Origin of the sequence: Shewanella sp. SM73, from assembly GCF_025653795.1 — a bacterium.
Classification (GTDB): domain Bacteria; phylum Pseudomonadota; class Gammaproteobacteria; order Enterobacterales; family Shewanellaceae; genus Shewanella; species Shewanella oncorhynchi.
Window position 1 is genome coordinate 112,208 of the sequence record NZ_JAKKRY010000006.1, and the last position, 19,930, is coordinate 132,137.

General features: G+C 45.6%; 17 protein-coding genes and 7 tRNA genes. 3 read left to right on the forward strand and 21 right to left on the reverse strand.

Translation table 11 applies throughout. The features are described 5' to 3' along the window. Window positions 1–25 precede the first annotated feature (25 nt). The 4 genes from glmM to rlmE all read right to left on the reverse strand — a co-directional run bounded on the left by glmM (window position 26) and on the right by rlmE (window position 5,117). Window positions 26–1,363 (reverse strand): phosphoglucosamine mutase, encoded by a 1,338-nt coding sequence (gene glmM / locus L5M51_RS10785; protein WP_263172660.1) that lies wholly within the window; start codon window positions 1,361–1,363, stop codon window positions 26–28. An 80-nt stretch (window positions 1,364–1,443) separates the two neighbouring features. Beyond that, the gene (folP, locus tag L5M51_RS10790) at window positions 1,444–2,277 is read right to left on the reverse strand and encodes a dihydropteroate synthase (RefSeq protein WP_263172662.1); all 834 of its coding nucleotides are present in this window, start codon (window positions 2,275–2,277) and stop codon (window positions 1,444–1,446) included. A 210-nt stretch (window positions 2,278–2,487) separates the two neighbouring features. Beyond that, a complete protein-coding gene (gene ftsH / locus L5M51_RS10795) occupies window positions 2,488–4,458 on the reverse strand; it encodes an ATP-dependent zinc metalloprotease FtsH (RefSeq protein ID WP_263172664.1) in 1,971 nt (656 codons plus the stop codon). Between the two features lie 29 nt (window positions 4,459–4,487). Next, window positions 4,488–5,117: a 23S rRNA (uridine(2552)-2'-O)-methyltransferase RlmE gene (gene rlmE / locus L5M51_RS10800; protein WP_006082724.1), complete on the reverse strand. Its 630-nt coding sequence runs from the start codon at window positions 5,115–5,117 to the stop codon at window positions 4,488–4,490. Window positions 5,118–5,207: 90 nt separating this feature from the next. On the opposite strand from rlmE, the gene yhbY reads away from it, so the two are divergent. Beyond that, window positions 5,208–5,507: a ribosome assembly RNA-binding protein YhbY gene (yhbY, locus tag L5M51_RS10805; RefSeq protein WP_006082725.1), complete on the forward strand. Its 300-nt coding sequence runs from the start codon at window positions 5,208–5,210 to the stop codon at window positions 5,505–5,507. 89 nt (window positions 5,508–5,596) lie between these two features. On the opposite strand, the gene secF is transcribed toward yhbY, so the two are convergent. The 7 genes from secF to L5M51_RS10840 form a co-directional block, all read right to left on the reverse strand. Continuing rightward, window positions 5,597–6,499 (reverse strand): protein translocase subunit SecF, encoded by a 903-nt coding sequence (gene secF, locus L5M51_RS10810; protein WP_028761458.1) that lies wholly within the window; start codon window positions 6,497–6,499, stop codon window positions 5,597–5,599. A gap of 2 nt (window positions 6,500–6,501) precedes the next feature. After that, window positions 6,502–8,316 (reverse strand): protein translocase subunit SecD, encoded by a 1,815-nt coding sequence (gene secD / locus L5M51_RS10815; protein WP_105251696.1) that lies wholly within the window; start codon window positions 8,314–8,316, stop codon window positions 6,502–6,504. A 226-nt stretch (window positions 8,317–8,542) separates the two neighbouring features. Next, entirely contained in the window at window positions 8,543–9,136 is a 594-nt protein-coding gene (locus L5M51_RS10820) for a hypothetical protein (protein ID WP_263172779.1), read from the reverse strand. Window positions 9,137–9,521: 385 nt separating this feature from the next. After that, entirely contained in the window at window positions 9,522–9,998 is a 477-nt protein-coding gene (gene greA / locus L5M51_RS10825) for a transcription elongation factor GreA (RefSeq protein ID WP_028761461.1), read from the reverse strand. Window positions 9,999–10,297: 299 nt separating this feature from the next. Further along, on the reverse strand, window positions 10,298–11,116 hold the full coding sequence (locus L5M51_RS10830; RefSeq protein ID WP_028761462.1) for a DUF4198 domain-containing protein: 819 nt from the start codon (window positions 11,114–11,116) through the stop codon (window positions 10,298–10,300). Window positions 11,117–11,171: 55 nt separating this feature from the next. After that, window positions 11,172–11,684: a DUF2271 domain-containing protein gene (locus L5M51_RS10835; RefSeq protein WP_105251693.1), complete on the reverse strand. Its 513-nt coding sequence runs from the start codon at window positions 11,682–11,684 to the stop codon at window positions 11,172–11,174. A gap of 16 nt (window positions 11,685–11,700) precedes the next feature. After that, the gene (locus tag L5M51_RS10840) at window positions 11,701–12,297 is read right to left on the reverse strand and encodes a PepSY-associated TM helix domain-containing protein (protein WP_263172665.1); all 597 of its coding nucleotides are present in this window, start codon (window positions 12,295–12,297) and stop codon (window positions 11,701–11,703) included. Window positions 12,298–12,743: 446 nt separating this feature from the next. On the opposite strand from L5M51_RS10840, the gene L5M51_RS10845 reads away from it, so the two are divergent. Further along, entirely contained in the window at window positions 12,744–13,520 is a 777-nt protein-coding gene (locus L5M51_RS10845; RefSeq protein ID WP_263172667.1) for a hypothetical protein, read from the forward strand. A gap of 206 nt (window positions 13,521–13,726) precedes the next feature. Here the strand turns inward: L5M51_RS10845 and L5M51_RS10850 are convergent. The 10 genes from L5M51_RS10850 to L5M51_RS10895 all read right to left on the reverse strand — a co-directional run bounded on the left by L5M51_RS10850 (window position 13,727) and on the right by L5M51_RS10895 (window position 18,016). Then, window positions 13,727–13,801 (reverse strand) — tRNA-Gln (locus L5M51_RS10850). A 39-nt stretch (window positions 13,802–13,840) separates the two neighbouring features. After that, a tRNA-Leu gene (locus L5M51_RS10855) sits at window positions 13,841–13,925 on the reverse strand. Between the two features lie 75 nt (window positions 13,926–14,000). Beyond that, window positions 14,001–14,077, reverse strand: a tRNA-Met gene (locus L5M51_RS10860). A 2-nt stretch (window positions 14,078–14,079) separates the two neighbouring features. Continuing rightward, a tRNA-Gln gene (locus L5M51_RS10865) sits at window positions 14,080–14,154 on the reverse strand. A gap of 24 nt (window positions 14,155–14,178) precedes the next feature. Beyond that, window positions 14,179–14,253: transfer RNA gene (locus tag L5M51_RS10870), tRNA-Gln, on the reverse strand. Between the two features lie 59 nt (window positions 14,254–14,312). Further along, a tRNA-Leu gene (locus L5M51_RS10875) sits at window positions 14,313–14,397 on the reverse strand. Window positions 14,398–14,491: 94 nt separating this feature from the next. Continuing rightward, window positions 14,492–14,568: transfer RNA gene (locus L5M51_RS10880), tRNA-Met, on the reverse strand. Between the two features lie 208 nt (window positions 14,569–14,776). Further along, window positions 14,777–15,868, reverse strand: coding sequence for a redox-regulated ATPase YchF (gene ychF, locus L5M51_RS10885; RefSeq protein WP_219251197.1), 1,092 nt, complete (start codon window positions 15,866–15,868; stop codon window positions 14,777–14,779). A 132-nt stretch (window positions 15,869–16,000) separates the two neighbouring features. Beyond that, on the reverse strand, window positions 16,001–16,588 hold the full coding sequence (gene pth / locus L5M51_RS10890) for an aminoacyl-tRNA hydrolase (RefSeq protein ID WP_028761467.1): 588 nt from the start codon (window positions 16,586–16,588) through the stop codon (window positions 16,001–16,003). Window positions 16,589–16,753: 165 nt separating this feature from the next. Then, window positions 16,754–18,016, reverse strand: coding sequence for an FAD-dependent monooxygenase (locus tag L5M51_RS10895; protein ID WP_263172669.1), 1,263 nt, complete (start codon window positions 18,014–18,016; stop codon window positions 16,754–16,756). Window positions 18,017–18,393: 377 nt separating this feature from the next. Here L5M51_RS10895 and miaB point away from each other — a divergent pair, with 377 nt between their 5' ends. Next, on the forward strand, window positions 18,394–19,818 hold the full coding sequence (gene miaB, locus L5M51_RS10900) for a tRNA (N6-isopentenyl adenosine(37)-C2)-methylthiotransferase MiaB (RefSeq protein WP_006082739.1): 1,425 nt from the start codon (window positions 18,394–18,396) through the stop codon (window positions 19,816–19,818). Window positions 19,819–19,930 lie beyond the last annotated feature (112 nt).

Below are 19,930 nucleotides of genomic sequence, written 5' to 3' on the forward strand. Positions count from 1 at the left end.
GCACTCATTACAAAATTAGCAAATATTAGCTTGCCGATTTTACCGCATCCGCAATCAAATTTGCGTGCGCCAATACTGCACTATGATCGTCACCTTCAACCATGACACGGATCAAAGGTTCAGTACCTGACTTACGTAATAATACTCGGCCACGCACGCCCAGTTGAGATTCAACCTGTGCCTGCGCCGCTTTAACTTTATCTGACTTAAGAGGGTCATGTTCGCCTTCAAAGCGCACATTGACTAACACCTGCGGCAACATTTCCATCGCAGAAGTCAGTTCTTCTAGCGTGGCATCCTGACGACGCATAGCCGCTAACACTAAAATCCCCGCAACTATGCCATCACCAGTTGTGCCGTGATCAAGATTGAGGATATGCCCTGAATTTTCACCGCCAATGCGCCAATCGAGTTCTTTAAGTAGTTCCATCACATAACGGTCGCCCACTTTCGAACGCGCAAAGGGGATGTCTAATGCTTGCAAGGCGAGATCAAGCCCAAGGTTTGACATTAACGTACCAACTACACCACCGCGTAATACGCCACGGGATTTCGCATCACAGGCCAGAATATATAAAATTTGATCGCCGTCGATCACTTCGCCTTTGCTGTTGACCATCATAATACGGTCACCGTCACCGTCGAGTGCAATACCTAAATCGGCACTTTCGGCTAGAACGGTTTCACAAATTTTACCCATGGACGTCGCGCCCACTTTATCATTGATGTTCATCCCGTTGGGTTTATCACCAATGGCAATCACCTCGGCGCCTAACTCACGAAACACAGCTGGCGCTATGTGATAAGTTGCGCCATGGGCACAATCAACCACAATTTTTAGCCCAGTTAACGTGTGTTCTGCAGGAAAATTACCTTTGCAATACTCAATATAACGGCCACGGGCATCTTCAATACGCGATACCTTCCCCAATAGATGCGACTCAACACAAACGAGGGGCTTTTCAAGCTCGGCTTCAATTTCTAGCTCTAGGTTATCGTCTAACTTACTGCCGTCGGTGGAGAAAAACTTAATACCGTTATCGTAATACGGATTGTGTGACGCGCTGATCACCACCCCAGCTTCGGCGCGAAACGTGCGCGTCAAATAGGCTACTGCTGGCGTTGGCATAGGTCCCATTAACATCACATTAAGGCCTGCAGCAGAAAGGCCAGCTTCTAATGCTGACTCAAACATATAGCCCGAAATACGGGTATCTTTCCCTATAATCACCTTTTTGGTACCACTGCGGGATAACACGCGCCCCGCCGCCCAACCTAACTTAAGCGCAAGCTCAGGCGTCATTTGACCTGAACCGACTTTTCCCCGAATACCGTCAGTTCCAAAAAATTTACGTTCTTTCATATCGCTCCACAAACTCAAATGTGTCCCAATGATTTGGGATCATAATATTAATTAAATGCTTAACGAGAGCATAACGATGCTTAAAAATACGCTTGTGTCGCTTGTAACACCTTGAGCATATCCACAGTTTCAGTAACATCATGCACACGAATGATATGAGCGCCCTTTTGGGCCGCTATCATAGCGCCAGCAAGGCTCCCAGCAAGACGTTCTGAGGTCGGTTTTGCTAAGAGGTTTCCTATCATGCTCTTACGAGACAATCCTATCAATATCGGTAAATCAAACTGGGCAAAACAGTCGAGCTTCGCCAGTAATTCATAGTTATGCTCTAAGCTTTTACCAAAACCAAATCCCGGATCGAGTATTAATAATTCACGGGGGATCCCTGCTCGCAAGCAAGCTTCAATCCGCTCAGTTAAAAAGGCAGAAACTTCTTCAATAACATTATGGTAAGTCGGTGCAAATTGCATGCTTTGGGGTTCGCCTTGCATATGCATTAAGCATATAGGGACTTGCAACTCTGCAGCAGCTTCAAGCGCACCAGGCTCCATCAGGGCACGCACATCGTTAATCAAATGTGCGCCCGCAGCAACAGCTTGACGCATGACTTCAGGTTTACTGGTATCGACCGAAATCCACACATCATGGTGCGCCGCAACATATTTCACCAACGGGATCACCCGCGCAAGTTCATCGGCTAAGCTCACCTCGACGGCGCCAGGTCTTGTCGACTCACCGCCAATGTCTATCATTCCCGCGCCTTGAGCCACCATATCATCGGCATGCTGACAAGCAAACTCATAGGAAGAATATTGGCCACCGTCGGAAAAAGAATCGGGAGTGACATTAAGAATACCCATCACAATGGGCGAAGATAACGCAAGGCGTTTAGTGCCAGCAATCAGTTCAAACACGCATTTACTCCTGTAATACGAACACTTACGATTTTACTCACTGGCAAAACTTGCGTCATTAATTTCAAGCCTTCATTTTCTATCCGAAAAGACCAATGTCAGAAGATAAATATCAATGGTGGCAGAGAGTACCAATGACAGCGCAGTCAAATTGCTACAAGGTAAAACAAGAAAACCCCTTCACGGGGTTTTCTTTGGTTTCACAACACATTACTTAGCTGGAGATTCATCAGGATCTTTAAGTTCTGGCTCAGCAGGTGCAGTCACACTGTCTTCAGCTTTCGCTGCTGGTTCACCATGACCATTGCCTTTATCGTTAGAACCACTGTCATCTACTTGCCAATCAGCAGGCTGACGCACTTCACGGCGTTTCATTAAATCGTCAATTTGAAGTGAATCAATGGTTTCATACTTCATTAAGGCTTCTTTCATTGAGTGCAGAATATCGAGGTTATCCGTCAATATCTGTCTCGCTCTCGCGTAGTTCTTATCGATAAAGACTTTCACTTCAGCGTCGATGATAGTTGCAGTTTCATCGGACATGGCTTTGGCTTTACCCATGCTGCGACCTAAGAATACTTCACCATCTTCTTCTGCATACAGCAATGGACCTAACTTGTCCGAGAAGCCCCACTGAGTCACCATGTTACGCGCAATAGATGTCGCGTATTTGATGTCCTGTGATGCGCCAGTCGACACTTTTTCAGTACCGTAAATAAGCTCTTCAGCTAAACGACCACCGTAAGCGACTGAAATTTGGCTTTCTAACTTACGACGGCTCTGGCTCACTGAGTCAGCTTCAGGTAAGAAGAAAGTCACACCTAAGGCACGGCCGCGAGGAATGATAGTCACCTTGTGCACAGGATCGTGCTCTGGTACTAAACAACCCACAATCGCATGGCCTGCTTCATGGTAAGCGGTCATTTCTTTTTCGGCTTCAGACATCACCATAGAACGGCGCTCAGCACCCATCATGATTTTATCTTTTGCACGCTCAAATTCTTCCATGCCTACAACTCGGCGATTTCCGCGAGCCGCAAACAGGGCAGCTTCGTTCACTAAGTTAGCTAAATCAGCACCCGAGAAACCTGGCGTACCACGGGCAATCACGCTTGCTTTCACATCTTCAGAAAGCGGCACTTTACGCATATGCACTTTCAAAATCTGCTCACGACCACGAACGTCTGGTAAACCAACGACCACTTGACGGTCAAAACGACCCGGACGTAATAACGCAGAATCGAGTACGTCTGGACGGTTAGTTGCCGCGATAACAATAACGCCTTCATTACCTTCGAAGCCATCCATCTCAACCAGCATTTGGTTCAGTGTTTGCTCACGTTCATCATGACCACCACCTAAACCCGCGCCACGTTGACGACCGACCGCATCGATTTCATCGATGAAGATGATACAAGGTGCAGACTTTTTCGCTTGTTCAAACATGTCACGCACACGGGATGCACCGACACCAACAAACATTTCAACGAAATCAGAACCTGAAATAGTGAAGAAAGGGACTTTAGATTCACCCGCAATGGCTTTCGCCAGCAAGGTTTTACCTGTACCTGGAGGACCCACCATCAGTACGCCCGTTGGAATTCGGCCGCCCAATTTTTGGAATTTAGTTGGGTCACGCAGGTAATCAACCAGCTCTTTCACTTCTTCTTTTGCTTCATCACAACCAGCAACATCGGCAAAAGTAGTTTTAATCTGATCTTCGCTCATCAGCTTGGCTTTGCTCTTACCAAAGGACATAGCGCCTTTGCCACCGCCGCCTTGCATCTGGCGCATGAAGAAAATCCATACCCCGATAAGCAATAACATCGGGAACCAAGAGATGAAGATTTGGGTAAGGAACCCTGACTCTTCAGCTTCTTGGCCCTTCATAGTGATGCCTTTACGATCAAGATCATTAATTAAATCTTGGTCATATAACGGCATGATAGTAGTGAATTTTTCACCAGTTCGTTTAGCACCTTCAATAGTTCGTTGGTCGCTCTTAACTTCAACAGTTACGACCTGTCCATCACGGACATTATCTAAGAAGGTAGAATAATCCATCTTCTGCGATGACGAAGAAGAGGGGGAGTAACCCTGAAACACTGACATCAGCACAACGGCGATGACAACCCAGAGTATTAGATTTTTTGCCATGTCACTCAAATTACTAGACCTCATTAAGTCTTGCGATTATTAACGCTAGGTTACTACAACTTGTACCCAGTCGCCACAAGATAGACTTCGCGGGAACGAGCCCGTGAAGAGTCTGGTTTACGTGTTTTAACGACTTTAAACACTGCTTTTACCGCTTTCATGTATTCGTCAAAGCCCTCCCCCTGAAAGACTTTTACCGCAAAACAGCCATTAGGAGCCAATACTTGATGGCACATATCTAACGCCAATTCCACTAAATACATGGCACGGGGCTGATCAACACTATCTGAACCACTCATGTTGGGTGCCATATCAGACAATACAACGTCAACTTTAGCATCACCGACGCGAGTAAGTAATGCTTGAAGGACTTTATCTTCACGAAAATCCCCTTGCAAAAAATCGACGCCGACGATGGGATCCATAGGCAAAATGTCACAGGCGATGACTTTACCTCTATCTCCCGCTAATTTAACTGCCACTTGAGACCAACCTCCCGGAGCGGCACCGAGATCAACCACAGTCATGCCTGGGCGGATCAGTTGATCCTTTTGCTGGATCTCCTCAAGCTTAAACGCAGCGCGAGATCGCAAGCCCATTTTTTGGGCGAGTTTGACATAGTGATCATCAAAGTGTTCTAGCATCCAGCGATTAGAACTGGCCGTACGTTTTATACCTGACATTTAAAATCCGCAACAATTGAGAGTTACACAAAGGCTATATAAGGGTAGAATAGCCGTTTTTCAACAGTAACTCAGCAAAAGTTGGTAGAAATGAACTTAACAACCAAACAAAAACAGCATTTAAAAGGTCTAGCGCATCCGCTAAAGCCAGTGGTGCTGCTTGGTGCCAATGGATTGACTGAAGGTGTACTCGCTGAAATTGAAAGCGCACTCGCTTATCATGAACTGATTAAAGTGAAAGTAGCCTCTGCCGACAGAGAGCTAAAAAATGCCATCGTTGATGCCATAGTACGTGAAACTCAATCCGCAAAAGTGCAACTTATTGGTCATATTCTGGTGATTTATCGTCAATCACCAGAAATGAAAATTGCTTTGCCAAAGGCAAAGTAATTTTTCTTGATTTTATCGTGTTAACAAAAAGGCCATTCAATCGAGTGGCCTTTTTGTTTTCGCTGTTAATTTAAGCGATTAGCATAGCCCTAAGGTGTTTCAGAAATCACTTGTTCCTTATAATGCTCTGGCGTTAAGCCTAATAACTCAGGCAATGAGGTACCAACTGAAATAGAAGAGAATGTGCCGGTTAATATACCGATAAACATTGCAATCGAAAATCCTTCCAGCGGCCCACCGCCCATGATCCACAGCGCACCGACCGTCATTAAGGTTGTTCCTGAGGTCACCATAGTGCGAGAAAACGTCGCCACAATTGCTTGGTTGTTAATGTCTTGAATAGCAAGCTTTGGCTTAGCAATCAATAATTCACGAATACGGTCAGCGATAATGATCGAATCGTTTAAGGAATAACCTAAAATCGCCAGCACAGCCGCAAGTATCGTTAAATTAAACTCCATCTGAGTCAACGCGAAAAATGCCAGCACGAACACTACGTCATGCACTAACGCGAATAGTGCACCCGATGCGAGTCGCCATTCGAAGCGGTAACTTAAATAACCTAATATCGCCAGCATAGCGACTAACAGCGCCAAACCGCCCTGCTCTGCCAATTCTTGACCAATCTGCGGCCCTACAACACTGCTGTTAAGCACTTGCACTTCAGAGTTAAGCGGCGCTAATACCTGCTGAATATCGATATTACCTTGCTCTGTATCGGCACTCTTTATATCGGAATAGCGCAACACCCAACGTCCCGGCTCACTGGCGGAGACTACACTCACTTCTTGCTGATAAGCGGCGTTGAGTAAAGGTTGCAATTCACTGCTGGTAATTTTTCTATCGATCTGCACTTCGGTGACGACACCGCCAGTAAAATCTAAGCCCCAGTTAAAACCTTTCACGCCGATTATGGTTAATGACACTAGCATTAACAAAATTGAGATAGCACTCGAAACATAACGCCATTTAGTTAGATTGATATTTTTCATAGTTATACCTTTACATGACGGCTAGCATCACGTCCATAAACTAAGTTGATCAAGGCCCTTGAAGCAAAGATACCGGTAAACATGCTGGTCAATAGACCTAGACCTAAGGTCAAGGCAAAACCTTGGATTGGACCATTACCTATGGAGTAAAGCACCACAGCAGTAATCATAGTGGTGAAGTTGGCGTCGAAAATGGTAGAAAACGCGCTATCAAACCCCGTATCAATTGCCAGCGCAAAACTGCGACCTTCCTTTAACTTATCTTTTATTCGCTCGAAAATCAGTACGTTGGTATCAACCGCCATACCGACTGTTAACACCAAACCCGCAATACCAGGTAAGGTCAACACAGCGCCAGGGATAAGCGCCAGTAAACCAAACAGGATCACCATATTGGAGATCAGCGCTATATTCGCCACCCAACCGAGACGGCGATACCAAAGCGCCATAAACAGCAAGGTAATCCCCATCCCTAAACCAAGGGCAGCAAAACCGTTTTCAATGTTTTCAGCACCCAGCGTCGGGCCAATAGTGCGCTCTTCAACAATAGTCACTGGCGCCGTCATAGAGCCCGCTCGCAGTAACAGAGCTAATTGTTGTGCTTCTTGATAGGAGCCTGCACCCGTAATGCGAAAACGATCTCCAAGTTGGGATTGAATAGTCGCAACACTGATAATCTCTTGTGTTTGCTTTGCCTTACCTTGCTCATCACGGCTGTATTCGCTGTAAGACGTCGCCATAGGTTTGCCGATATTGGTACGGGAAAACTCAGACATTTTCTGCCCACCCACACGGTCAAGGTTAATGTTCACCTCCGCCATGCCCATCTCGCCTAAACTCGCCCTCGCATCGACAATATGATCGCCACCCAGTACTGGTGTGCGGCTCACATAAATAGGCTTACCAGACTTGTCATTGAGTACCATAGCATTAACGGAGCCAGACTCTTTAACCTCGAAAAAGGCCAAACTCGCCGTAGCACCGATAACATTCTTGGCAGCGGCAGGATCTTGTACTCCAGGCAATTCAATCCGAATTCGATGCTCCCCTTGACGCTGCACTAAAGCTTCAGTGATACCGAGTTCTTCAATACGGCTGCGCATCACTTGTAAGTTTTGCTGCACTGTCAAGTTACGCAGTTTCGTTTGCTCTTCTTGGCTCAACTTAATCAGTAAACCCGCGCCATCTGCATTGGATAGCTGCCAATTAGGATAGGACTCTTTCATCATTTGACGCACGGCAGCACGGGCATCATTATCGGGCAACGTCATGTTTAACTGATGACTTTGGTCCAAATGCACGCTGGCACCACGAATTTTCTGCTCACGGATGAATTGACGTAGCGAATCAACAAGCGTCTCGGCCTGAGTTTGATAAACAGGATCAATATCAACATCGAGTAAGAACTGTACGCCACCGCGCAAGTCGAGCCCGAGTTTAATCGGCTGAAAGCCTAAGTTTTGTAACCAACTTGGCGCCGCACTGGCAAGGGATAAAGTCAATTCTTTTGGCTCTGCGACCATAGAAGAGACTAAAGTTTTGACTAAGGTTTGTTGGTTATCCGCATCGAGGACAATTAAGGTTTCACCATTTTTTTGGTCGATACGTTTTACCGTCACGCCTTCAGCTTGTAGCTTATCTCGAAGGGCAATAGGTGTGAGCGTTAACCCCGCCTTCGCGCCCACCTGCACCGCCGCATCCTCACCATAAAATGTCGGCAAAGCACTGAATAGCATAACTATAATAGTGACGATAAGCACTAAGTATTTCCAAGCTGAATAGTGATTTAGCAGCCGTTGATTGGGTTTTCTTTCCATGGGATTAACTCGCTATTTAACGCTCAGCATTTGAATCAAATCACTAAGCGAACATATTGATATCAGTCCGAAACACGTGATTGAGTACCAGCGGCTAAGCTCGTAAGGCTCAAAACATCACTGCCTACTTAAGCAGCTATAAAAAGTTTCGGTGAGTACAAAAAGACAACAGCATGAAAAATCGATAAGAGTAGGCTCCTATCAACGTCATGCCTAAATAGGCGAGTTAAGCGGCTTGTTGGCTAAATCGATATTGAAGATTTGAGACTTTCCAACCCGAAATTCGGGCGGGGGAAGAAACAGCAGAAAGCGTCCAATCTGATGTGATATCAAGATCGGTGGGTTCAACGACATTGGATGTCGGTTCGGCAGTAAAGTCTACAGCGAGTACATATACTGGCTTGACCTCACGCACATCGTGCTGGGCAAGACTGATAAATCGCGGCGAATTTATCGGGGCAAAATCTAAGTCATCTGAATGACTCACATAGCCAGAACTCGGACAAGGTGCTGGCTGTGATTCTAATTCTGAATTGACTAGATCGGTATCATGACTATTCGGTGAGCCGCAGCTTTCAACGGTTTGCGCATCAGACTGTGCATTAAATTGGGCATTGAGCTGTGCATTGTCTTGGGCGATAACATCGGCATCGGGTAAGCTTTGAGGCTCAGCGCTTCGTTTTGCATGGGGAGTAGAGCTATCAAGACTCACAGTATGCATCTGAGCATAATGGCGAGCTGCATCACTGCGCTGTACTGAGGGTTTTGGCGCATAGCTAGCCGAGTGCGCAATCAACATGATCGCCACGCAAACTAACATCAATCCTGTACGCCAATGTTTGACCAAAGCGTGCCCTCTTATAAAACATTATCAAACTAAAGATGAACCTATTCACTGTTCGCTTTTGATGCTTAACTGTGGGTCCATAAAGTGAAACTCGCGCAAAAAAACAACATACACATTTCGCCAATGTTGATTTTGCTAGGATGGCAGCTTAGGTAAAAACCTACAAAGAGACAAATTAAACTTTGTCCATCTTACCCCGAATTCAACGCTGAAGCGCGATCGATATCTTTGGCTAACGCCCTAAACTCAAACCGTAAACAAACTTAATTCGCGTATAACAAAAAACCGCCCTAGGACGGTTTTAGCGATATCGCATGAGTCACGCTCACAACACTATAAGCAAAGTATTATAAGCAGATTATAAATACTGTACTGAGATGATTTCGTAATCTGTCATACCACCTGGCGTAGTAATAGACACTTCATCACCTTCATTTTTGCCGACTAAACCGCGGGCTATTGGTGAATTCACTGAAATCAGGTTTTCTTTAATATTCGCTTCGTCATCGCCGACTATGCGATAAGTCACTTCAACATCGGTATCGAGATTTAAAATAGTCACAGTGGCGCCAAAAATGATACGACCGTTATTCACCATCTTAGTGACGTCGATAATTTGCGCGTTAGATAACTTACCCTCAATATCACGGATACGTGCTTCACAAATACCTTGTTCCTCACGAGCCGCATGGTATTCCGCGTTTTCTTTCAAGTCGCCTAACTCTCTCGCTGAAGCAATTGCTTCAGTGATTTTAGGGCGACGGTCAAACTTGAGAATATCTAACTCTTTACGCAGCTGCTCTGCACCGACAACTGTCATAGGAACCTTAGTCATAACTTCTTTCGTCTCCTTTAAAACAAAAGCAACCCGTGTCAACGCTAAGGTCAACACAGTCAAATGAGGGTGGAATTGCGCTATTCTAATCGTTATGCGCTTTTGATGCACTAAGAACAATGCATTGACGCAGCTTACCCAACCTTAAGCAGAGTTACCAGTAATCAAATTCAAATCTGTATACCTAAGGAAATTTCGCACACGTTTTAGTACGAAATGAATACAAAAATGCCCACTCGCCATTTAGACCGTGGGCATTAAGACTCAAAGCAAAAAACCTCAAATAGAGGTTAACTCATTTATTCAAGCCCAGCCTCAAAGGTCAAAAAGATTTCGCTAACCGTTTTATCAGCAAGGGATTTATCTGAATTAGGGCGCTCAATTGCCGCATGTAAGAGATAACGTCCTGCTGAAGGTAAGATCATTGAAACTTTACCGTCTTTATCTGAGGTAAATTCGATTTCCTCTGGTTTGTTACGGTATAAGCTACCGTCTTTCATAATGGCGACTTTAACGCCTTCAACGGGCTTACCATCGAAAACAAATTGCAGGGTAGCAGCTTCATTCTCAACAATATCTGCAGGATGAGTCACAGGCACTAGTTCTAAATATTCCCCCTTAGGCTTTAACACTTCCTCAGTTGGCTTATTACGTGTGACATAGGTTTCAACCCGCGACACATTTAAAGAACTTTCAAGTTCATAGGCTCCCTTTGGCATAGCAGCAGTTGTGGCTTTTTTATCCATACGGCTACGTACAACCCCTTCTTTTCCTTTAACTTTATACTGAGAAAAATAACGAGGTGAAACTTCTTTTTCAAACTTATAAGTGCCATCTTGCATCAGTTGTACATCAAACACCGACTTACGTCCGCCCGTGTAACTTGAACTTGGAGACGTTGGTTTTCCATTTGGCTGTAGCACACGCACATCACTGGCACTAAAAGGTTTATCCATCATAAACACTTGATTGCTGGCAGACACATCTGAGGTAATCCACACAATTTCTTCACTTTCAGCCGAAACGTTGAAGTGGCTAGGTAAAATCCATCTGTCGTGGCTACTTGCCAATGGGCTAATACAAAGTGTGCCAAGTAATGTAATAAGACGTAATTTCATGCCTTTTCCTTAAGTTTAACGATTAATATACGGGCTAAATATTTAATGGATTGACTCAACGAGCCATGCCGCTTAAGCGTATGTCGATAACGCCAGTTTCTGTCGTGGCGGGCAACTGCACAGAGAAATCTCCTGCAGCTAAATCGATATTTTGTCGTACAAGATCGCGACCACCGTGTTCACGCACCACTTCAATAAATACAGTGTAAGTGGCAGGTTCAAGCACTTTTCCCGCCTCATCTTTTAAATCCCAATCGATTTTGTAATGACCCGCGGGACGTGTCGCAGATGCAATACCGTCAACAAAGCTCATATCTTCGCGTCCGGCTTTACGCCACCAACGACGGATATCTTTCAACCATTTATGGCCTTCATCCCATACCCAAAGGCTTAAGGTTTTAACCGTTTGCCCCTTGGCATCCTCAACCCATACGGCCACATAAGGTCTGTGATATTGCCCTTCGGTAATTTCAGGCAAGGTTAAATCGACTGTCATTTTAGGCGTCGCAAACGCCACAGAACTGACAAACAAAGCACTCACCGCAATGGTGCGAATAAGATGACGCATACTCGGCCTACACTCCTTATGGAACAAAATAAACATACACAAGCCCGCAACTGCTGCTGACGAGTACCATGTATAACAATGACTTTTTGAGGCGCTTGGTTTGAGGCAGCAACAAATAAGCCCCAGTGAGCGAAAATAAAATGATAAGCACAGCGCTGAGATCGAGTATCCAAGCCCAAGCTGTGCCTGTGTTACGGCCCTTATGTAAATCATTCACTACGGCAACGACACCGTAATCTAAGGTTTCGACATAGGCTTGGCCGTCGAGCAAGTCCAATGTCAGACTCCGATAAGTACCAGGTCCTTTGCTGACTAAACTAATTTCATCTTCATCGATATCGGCACTCGCCATATCCATAGCCCATTCACTTTTCAACCAATGACCCGCAGCCAGACGCCATTGTGAGTCTTGGGCATTAACGGGTAACAAATAGGCAGGGATTGGCACTTGTTCCCGCTTAGGTTCCTGATCAGTTTGAGAAAACCAATTAGGATGATTTAACGTTATACCTGTCACCGCAAAAAACAGCATCAGCAACAATAAAGCCATAGACACATAAACATGAATAATGCGGGCAAAGGACAAAGACGACTTACTGACTCTTAATTTCAATGATGCACTCTCAAAAACAAACCGAAGAGAAATACCTCCAGAGTCTGCTTTCCCTATGCAGCTAAAGATAGAAATGAGCTGCATTAAACTAATTTAATGCGCCGAGATTAAATGAGATCGATTATCAAACAGAACAAAGTTTACAAACTTTACATATTCAATACTGAAAAAGAAGTTAAAAAGTAAGAAGAAAAATAAGTGCTAAAAATAAAGCACTTAGGGGTAAATCTGTTTTTAGCACTCAAAAACCATTACCTTCGATTAAATTAGCAGCAAATAATTTATTGTATCACCTGTAAATACCTTTAAAATTCATAAGGATAAAATCCAACATGTGGGCTAATTTTTTTGCTTAAAATTTACTTTACCACCCTCTCGTTTACCTTACGCCAATCAGCTACAATCCGCCGCCGGCGACTTGCTGGTACTTCCAAGGAAATATCATCTTGAGTACATCTCTGCTCAAAAAAATGCGCTGCCTGCATATTGTGTGGCTCGCATTAATGCTCAACGCCTGTGTTGCACCACTATTATTAATGTCACCTCAAGGCCAGCTCATGTGGGCCCTGCTTAAACCCCTTGTCGGTTTAGATCCGAACGATGTCGGATTATTTGAACAACCGCTCATCAAAAACCGTATGCAGGAATTGCTGGGTAAAAATTACGATACGACCCTGTCCCTGCTCAAAACGGCCGACAAGATCCAACAGGAAGGTCCACTCATCTACTTAGTGTCAACTTACACCCCGGTCCCCGAAATGGCCGAAAAAGCGGGTCTTGTTTGGAACTCAGACACCAACCAAATGGCAGTCATGCTGATGAAAGGCGGTGCACCCTTAGTGATTTCTGAACAATTCAGTAATCAGGCAGAAAAACGGGTCCCAAGTTGGCCGAAGGAATTAGCCGACTATACCGATCCACAGAAGTTACAACAAAAAGCCTTAGAAGCGGGGGCAAATCAAGTACAGCAACAGTTAGCAATACCTGATGCAGTCAAAGCCGTTGCAACAGGTGATGTTAAAGCGGCTCAAGGTGCCGTTATTGATAGTGCGGTCACAGAGAATGCCGTCATTAAGAATGCTGCAATGCCAATCAATATCACTGAAGCAGCTGCAAAAGTCGCCGTTCCAGTGGTTCCAGCAGCTCCAGCAGCTCCAGCAGCTCCAGCAGCTCCAGCAGAAATAAAATCGCCACCCGTTGCTCCTGAAATCAAAAAGCAATAAAACGGATCACCACAGTGTCAGCTCAAATGGCACTGTGGATTAACTTTGAAAATAGCTGAATTGCCACAACCAACGGGAATTATAGAGACAAGGGAAAGGCTGGACGGGCTAATTGAAGGGAAACTGAAAGCAAAATAACGCTAAGCTGAAAATAGTTAAAAGTCAGAAAGCAAAAAGCCTGTCCGAAGACAGGCTTTTTAACTTTTTGGCTGGGGTACAAGGATTCGAACCTTGGGATGCCGAGATCAAAACCCGGTGCCTTACCACTTGGCGATACCCCAATAAACTTGTTTAATCTTCTATAGAAGATTGCATTTTGATGGTACGGGAAGAGAGACTTGAACTCTCACACCTCGCGGCACCAGAACCTAAATCTGGCGTGTCTACCAATTTCACCATTCCCGCATCAAAATGTACCAAAATTGTCTATTCAACAGTTTTGGATTTTTCTCTGAAAAATCACTTTAACAGAGTTAAATATGGTAGCAATGGCGGGACTTGAACCTGCGACCCCAGCATTATGAGTGCTGTGCTCTAACCAGCTGAGCTACATTGCCAATGGCTGGGGTACAAGGATTCGAACCTTGGAATGCCGAGATCAAAACCCGGTGCCTTACCACTTGGCGATACCCCAATCAACTTGGAAACTGAGAAAAAATGGCTGGGGTACAAGGATTCGAACCTTGGAATGCCGAGATCAAAACCCGGTGCCTTACCACTTGGCGATACCCCAACTAACTCTGTTTCAAACATCCGCTATCGCCGATGTTTCTAAATTCATATATCTAAAAATGGTACGGGAAGAGAGACTTGAACTCTCACACCTTGCGGCACCAGAACCTAAATCTGGCGTGTCTACCAATTTCACCATTCCCGCACAGTTTCATGTTTACATCGAGAAGAGATGCTAGCAATCAATGCTAGAGTAAAATCGTGATTCATTTTATATAAGAAATTTATCTTAAATAAAATGGTAGCAATGGCGGGACTTGAACCTGCGACCCCAGCATTATGAGTGCTGTGCTCTAACCAGCTGAGCTACATTGCCACATCGATATTACGCGCCCCTCTCAGCGAGGAACGGGGCGTATTATGCTTATTCGAGGTATCTAGGTCAACAGCTTTTTTTCGCTATTTCCCTTAGGTTAAGCTGTTCGGCTATTACTTCACCAAACTGAGCAACAGATGTGCTAAATAACACCTTGTTGCTCATACTTAGCTTAATTTATCGAGACTTACAGCGTGAATAAGCTTTGTTATACGTTAAACAGGAAATGCATCACATCGCCATCTTTAACAATATAGGTTTTACCTTCCACGCGTAACTTACCGGCTTCTTTCGCGCCAGCTTCACCTTTGTGGGCAATAAAGTCGTCAAATGCCATCACTTGGGCACGGATAAAACCGCGTTCAAAATCGGTATGGATAACGCCTGCCGCTTGCGGAGCACTCGCCCCCACTGGCACAGTCCAAGCACGCACTTCTTTCACGCCTGCGGTGAAATAGGTTTGCAGATTCAGTAATTCATAACCTGCGCGGATCACACGATCTAAACCTGGTTCTTCGATACCCAGATCCGCCATAAACTCATCGCGCTCCTCGATTTCCATCTCGGCCAGTTCAGATTCAATCGCCGCACATACGGCAACAACGATAGCGTTTTCAGTGGCAGCAATGGTGCGAACGGCATCTAAGTGCGGGTTATTTTCAAAACCATCTTCCGCAACGTTAGCAATATACATGGTCGGCTTTAAGGTTAAGAAGTTCAGGTAAGCCACCGCTTCCAGCTCTTCTTTCGATAAATCCATAGAACGCAACATTTTAGCTTCGTCTAAAATGGGGCGCATTTTTTCTAATACTTCCACTTCAAACTTAGCGTCTTTATCGCCACCTTTAGCACGTTTCTGCTGACGCTGAACCGCACGCTCTAAACTGTCTAAGTCAGCTAACGCTAATTCAGTATTGATGACTTCGATATCGCCAGCAGGGTCAACCTTGTTAGCAACGTGAACAATGTTGTCATCATCAAAACAACGTACTACGTGACCAATGGCATCGGTTTCACGGATGTTAGCTAAGAACTTGTTACCTAAGCCTTCGCCTTTAGATGCGCCGGCTACGAGACCTGCGATATCCACGAATTCCATGGTAGTAGGTAACACACGTTGTGGATTCACAATCGCAGCTAACGCATCCAGACGTGGATCCGGCACAGGTACAACACCAGTGTTAGGTTCAATGGTACAAAACGGGAAGTTAGCCGCTTCGATGCCAGCCTTAGTTAACGCATTAAAAAGCGTTGATTTACCTACGTTAGGAAGACCAACAATGCCGCATTTAAAACCCATATGCTTACCTTTCTCTCGATTATTGGCTGACAAGTCACACTCATCAGCGAGGTTTAGTCGTCCTGCCCTATGGCAGCACATTACTGAATAATTAAATCACTTGAATCACTTAAGTCTCGCCAAAGGCAAAACCTACTCCGCTTTAAAGGAGTGTAATCTGTTCATGGCTTTCACCATGTCTTGTTTAAACAAAATTTCGGTAGAACGCACGGCTTCATCTATCGCCGCCTCGATAAGTTCTTGCTCTTTAGCAGGCGCTTTTCCCAGTACGTAACCACTCACTTGATTTTTATCACCGGGATGACCGATACCTAAGCGTAAACGGTAGAAGTTTTTATCGTTAGCCAGTTTAGCAATAATATCTTTCAGACCATTGTGGCCGCCATGACCGCCACCGAGCTTAAACTTAGCCACACCGGGCGGCAGATCGAGTTCATCGTGAGCGACCAGAATCTCTTCCGGCGTGATACGAAAAAAATTCGCCAAAGCGCCAACCGCTTTACCGCTTAAATTCATATAAGTCGTCGGGATCAATAAGCGGACATCTTTACCGTGCAATACTGCTCTGGCGGTCAAGCCAAAATACTTACTGTCGGCCACTAAAGTCACGCCGCAAATTCTCGCTAACTCAAGAACGTACCAAGCCCCCGCATTATGGCGAGTGTGTGCATATTCAGCACCTGGATTAGCCAGACCAACTATTAATTTTATTTCGCTCATGACACTCAATATCGTTATTTCGTCGATGACAGCCGCGCAAAGTGCCGACTGAACTGACCATACCAGCTAAAAACGCGGCATTTTAGCACTCAAACCCCAAGTCAACAAATGCCACGTCATCGCACAGGAGCAGAACACAAGGTCAGAACACAGAACAACTCAGCGTTAATTAAGCCCCATAGCATATTTAAGGACAGTCTTTTTGAGCGGGGAATTGATGTTTGCCAACTTTAACGCGCCATTACGCAGCAGCTTTAGCGGCAGAATATCGTTGCTAAAACCGGCGTAAAACAAATCCATCGCCGTCATCATCAATTGATTATCGCGATAACGTTTGCGCTGATATTGGGCAAGCACCTCATTCGACCACCAGAGGTTATTTTGAGTTAATGCCTCCTTTATTACCGCCAAAAATGCTTCGACATCCTTAAATCCAAGATTCACCCCTTGGCCTGCGAGGGGATTAATGGTGTGAGCGGCATCGCCTAAAATCACCACATTATGACTATAGTAGCGCTGGGCATGCCGACGAGTGAGGCCAAAACTGCCTTTATTCTCAACGGTGAAATCGGCATCTAAGCGCGCAGGGAAATGCAAACGTATCTGCTCGGCCAACTGTTTGTGATTAAGCTGCATTAACTGTTTTATTCGATTGGCGTCGTCGTACCACACCAGCGAAGCGTTATTGCCAGGTAAAGGTAATAAGGAACGTGGCCCTTTGGGCGTAAACTGCTGCCAAGTCACATCCTGTTGTCCCTGTGCGGTGTTGATATTAATCAACATGGCCGATTGAGCGTAATCCCAACCCGAAATGCCAATTCCCGCCCATTGGCGTACCTGCGAGTGAGCACCATCGGCGCCAACCAACAACTTAGCGATGAGTTTACTATTCGATTGTAAGTGCACACTCACGCCATCGCTATCGCGGGTAAATGCCACCACTTTATCGGGACAATATAAGGTGATGCCTGCCAATTGTGTCATCTGTTGCCACAGGGCAAGTTGGATTAAACGGTTTTCGACTATATGGCCTAAATGGCTGGCGCCAATTTGTGAACAGTGGAATTGGGTGATGCAGCCATCGAGCTCCCAAGTTTCTAAGCCCAAATAAGGCACATTACGCATCTTGAGCAATGAGTCCAAGGCGCCAAGACGTTCAAGCAGCGTTTCAGAAGCAACACTGATGGCCGAGACTCGCACATCTAATGGCTGTTCGGCTTGATAAGCCTCTGGCGCAAAGGATTCAATCACCGCCACTTGTAAACCCTGTTGGGCTAATCCAATTGCCGTCGCCGCACCAACCATGCCGCCGCCGACAAGAATGACATCGAATCGAGTGCCTTCAGCATGAGTGACGTCAGAATGAGTCACGTTAGAATCTGTGGTGTCGGATATCATCTGTGCATGTGTCTCTTCAATCTGGCTCATCCTACTTACCACCTTAGTTACGACCTTAGTTACCACCTTTAAGCCCTTCTGTATTTCTGCTCAAGCGACTTTTCACAAACCCGCTCGATTATGCCTTATATCAAGATACCACGGAAATGTTGAGCGCATTTCGATTCGAAATCCGTGAAGACATAGGCATTCAAGCCCGAATAGTTTGCTGGAAATAACGAAAGCTCAACCTGTTAACAATATTAATCTTGCCCAAATGCAGCCGAACAATAAAAACTTACCATTTGTGAGGGTATCGTACTTGGCAAAAGCCAACAGCTAAAAGTGTGGACAAAGCTGGTCAGCAGCCGTAACAGCAGGTAAAATGTCGCGCTATTTTTATTGGTCATCTTAGGGCGACACAACTGATGAGTAAGAAACTCCATATCAAGACTTGGGGCTGTCAAATGAATGAGTATGACTCATCCAAGATGGCTGATCTGTTAGGCGAATACCAAGGTTATACCTTGACTGAAGAAGCGTCTGAGGCAGACATTCTCCTGCTCAACACTTGTTCTATCCGTGAAAAAGCGCAAGAAAAAGTGTTCCATCAGCTAGGGCGCTGGAAGACGCTTAAAGATAAAAATCCCAATTTGATTATTGGCGTGGGCGGCTGTGTTGCCTCACAAGAAGGCAAAGCCATTAAAGACAGAGCCCAATGTGTCGACATTATTTTCGGACCACAAACCTTGCACCGTCTGCCCGAGATGATCGAGCAAGTGCGCCGTGGTGATAAAGCGGTTATCGATATCAGCTTCCCTGAAATCGAAAAATTCGACCGTCTGCCAGAGCCACGCGCCGAAGGCCCAACCGCGTTTGTGTCTATCATGGAAGGTTGCAGCAAATACTGCTCGTTCTGTGTTGTACCTTATACTCGCGGCGAAGAAGTCAGCCGTCCATCGGACGATATTATCCTTGAAATCGCCCAATTGGCAGAGCAAGGTGTGCGCGAAGTAAACTTGCTCGGCCAAAACGTGAATGCCTATCGCGGCGCAACTCACGATGGCGCAATTTGTACTTTTGCGGAATTACTGCGCTTCGTGGCAGCCATCGACGGTATCGACCGTATCCGCTTCACGACCAGTCACCCGATTGAATTTACACAAGATATCATCGACGTTTACGAAGATACCCCTGAGCTTGTAAGCTTCTTGCACTTACCAGTGCAATCGGGTTCTGACCGTATTCTCACAGCGATGAAACGCGGCCATATGGCGATTGAATATAAGTCAATCATCCGCCGCCTGCGTAAAGCCCGTGAAGGGATTCAAATCAGCTCGGACTTTATCATTGGCTTCCCTGGCGAAACCAAAGAAGACTTCGCCGATACCATGAAGTTGATTGAAGACATAGGTTTCGACCACAGCTTCAGCTTTATCTATAGCGCACGTCCGGGCACGCCAGCGGCGGATTTACCCGATAACGTCGATATGGAAGAGAAAAAACAACGTCTGGCGATTCTGCAAGACCGCATCACCCAGCAAGCCATGCGCTACAGCCGCCACATGATGGGCACAGTGCAACGTATTCTGGTTGAAGGACCATCGGTGAAAAATCCTATGGAACTGCGCGGCCGTACTGAGAACAACCGAGTGGTGAACTTCGAAGGTCAACCAAAACACATTGGTACTTTCGTGGATGTCGAAATCGTCGACGTTTACACTAACTCACTGCGCGGTGTCTTTATCCGCGGCGAAGATGAAATGGATCTACGTCGTAGCCTGCGCCCTGCTGAAATTCTGGCCAAGCGCAAGCAAGATGATGAACTGGGTGTGACTCAATTTAAGCCATAAGCGTTTAATCGGCTTAAACAGTACCGATATCGGTACCTATATAAAGAAGGGCGACTTAGTCGCCCTTTTGCTTTCACGCACTTTTGTTTAAGTCTACCGAGGCAATTGTTAT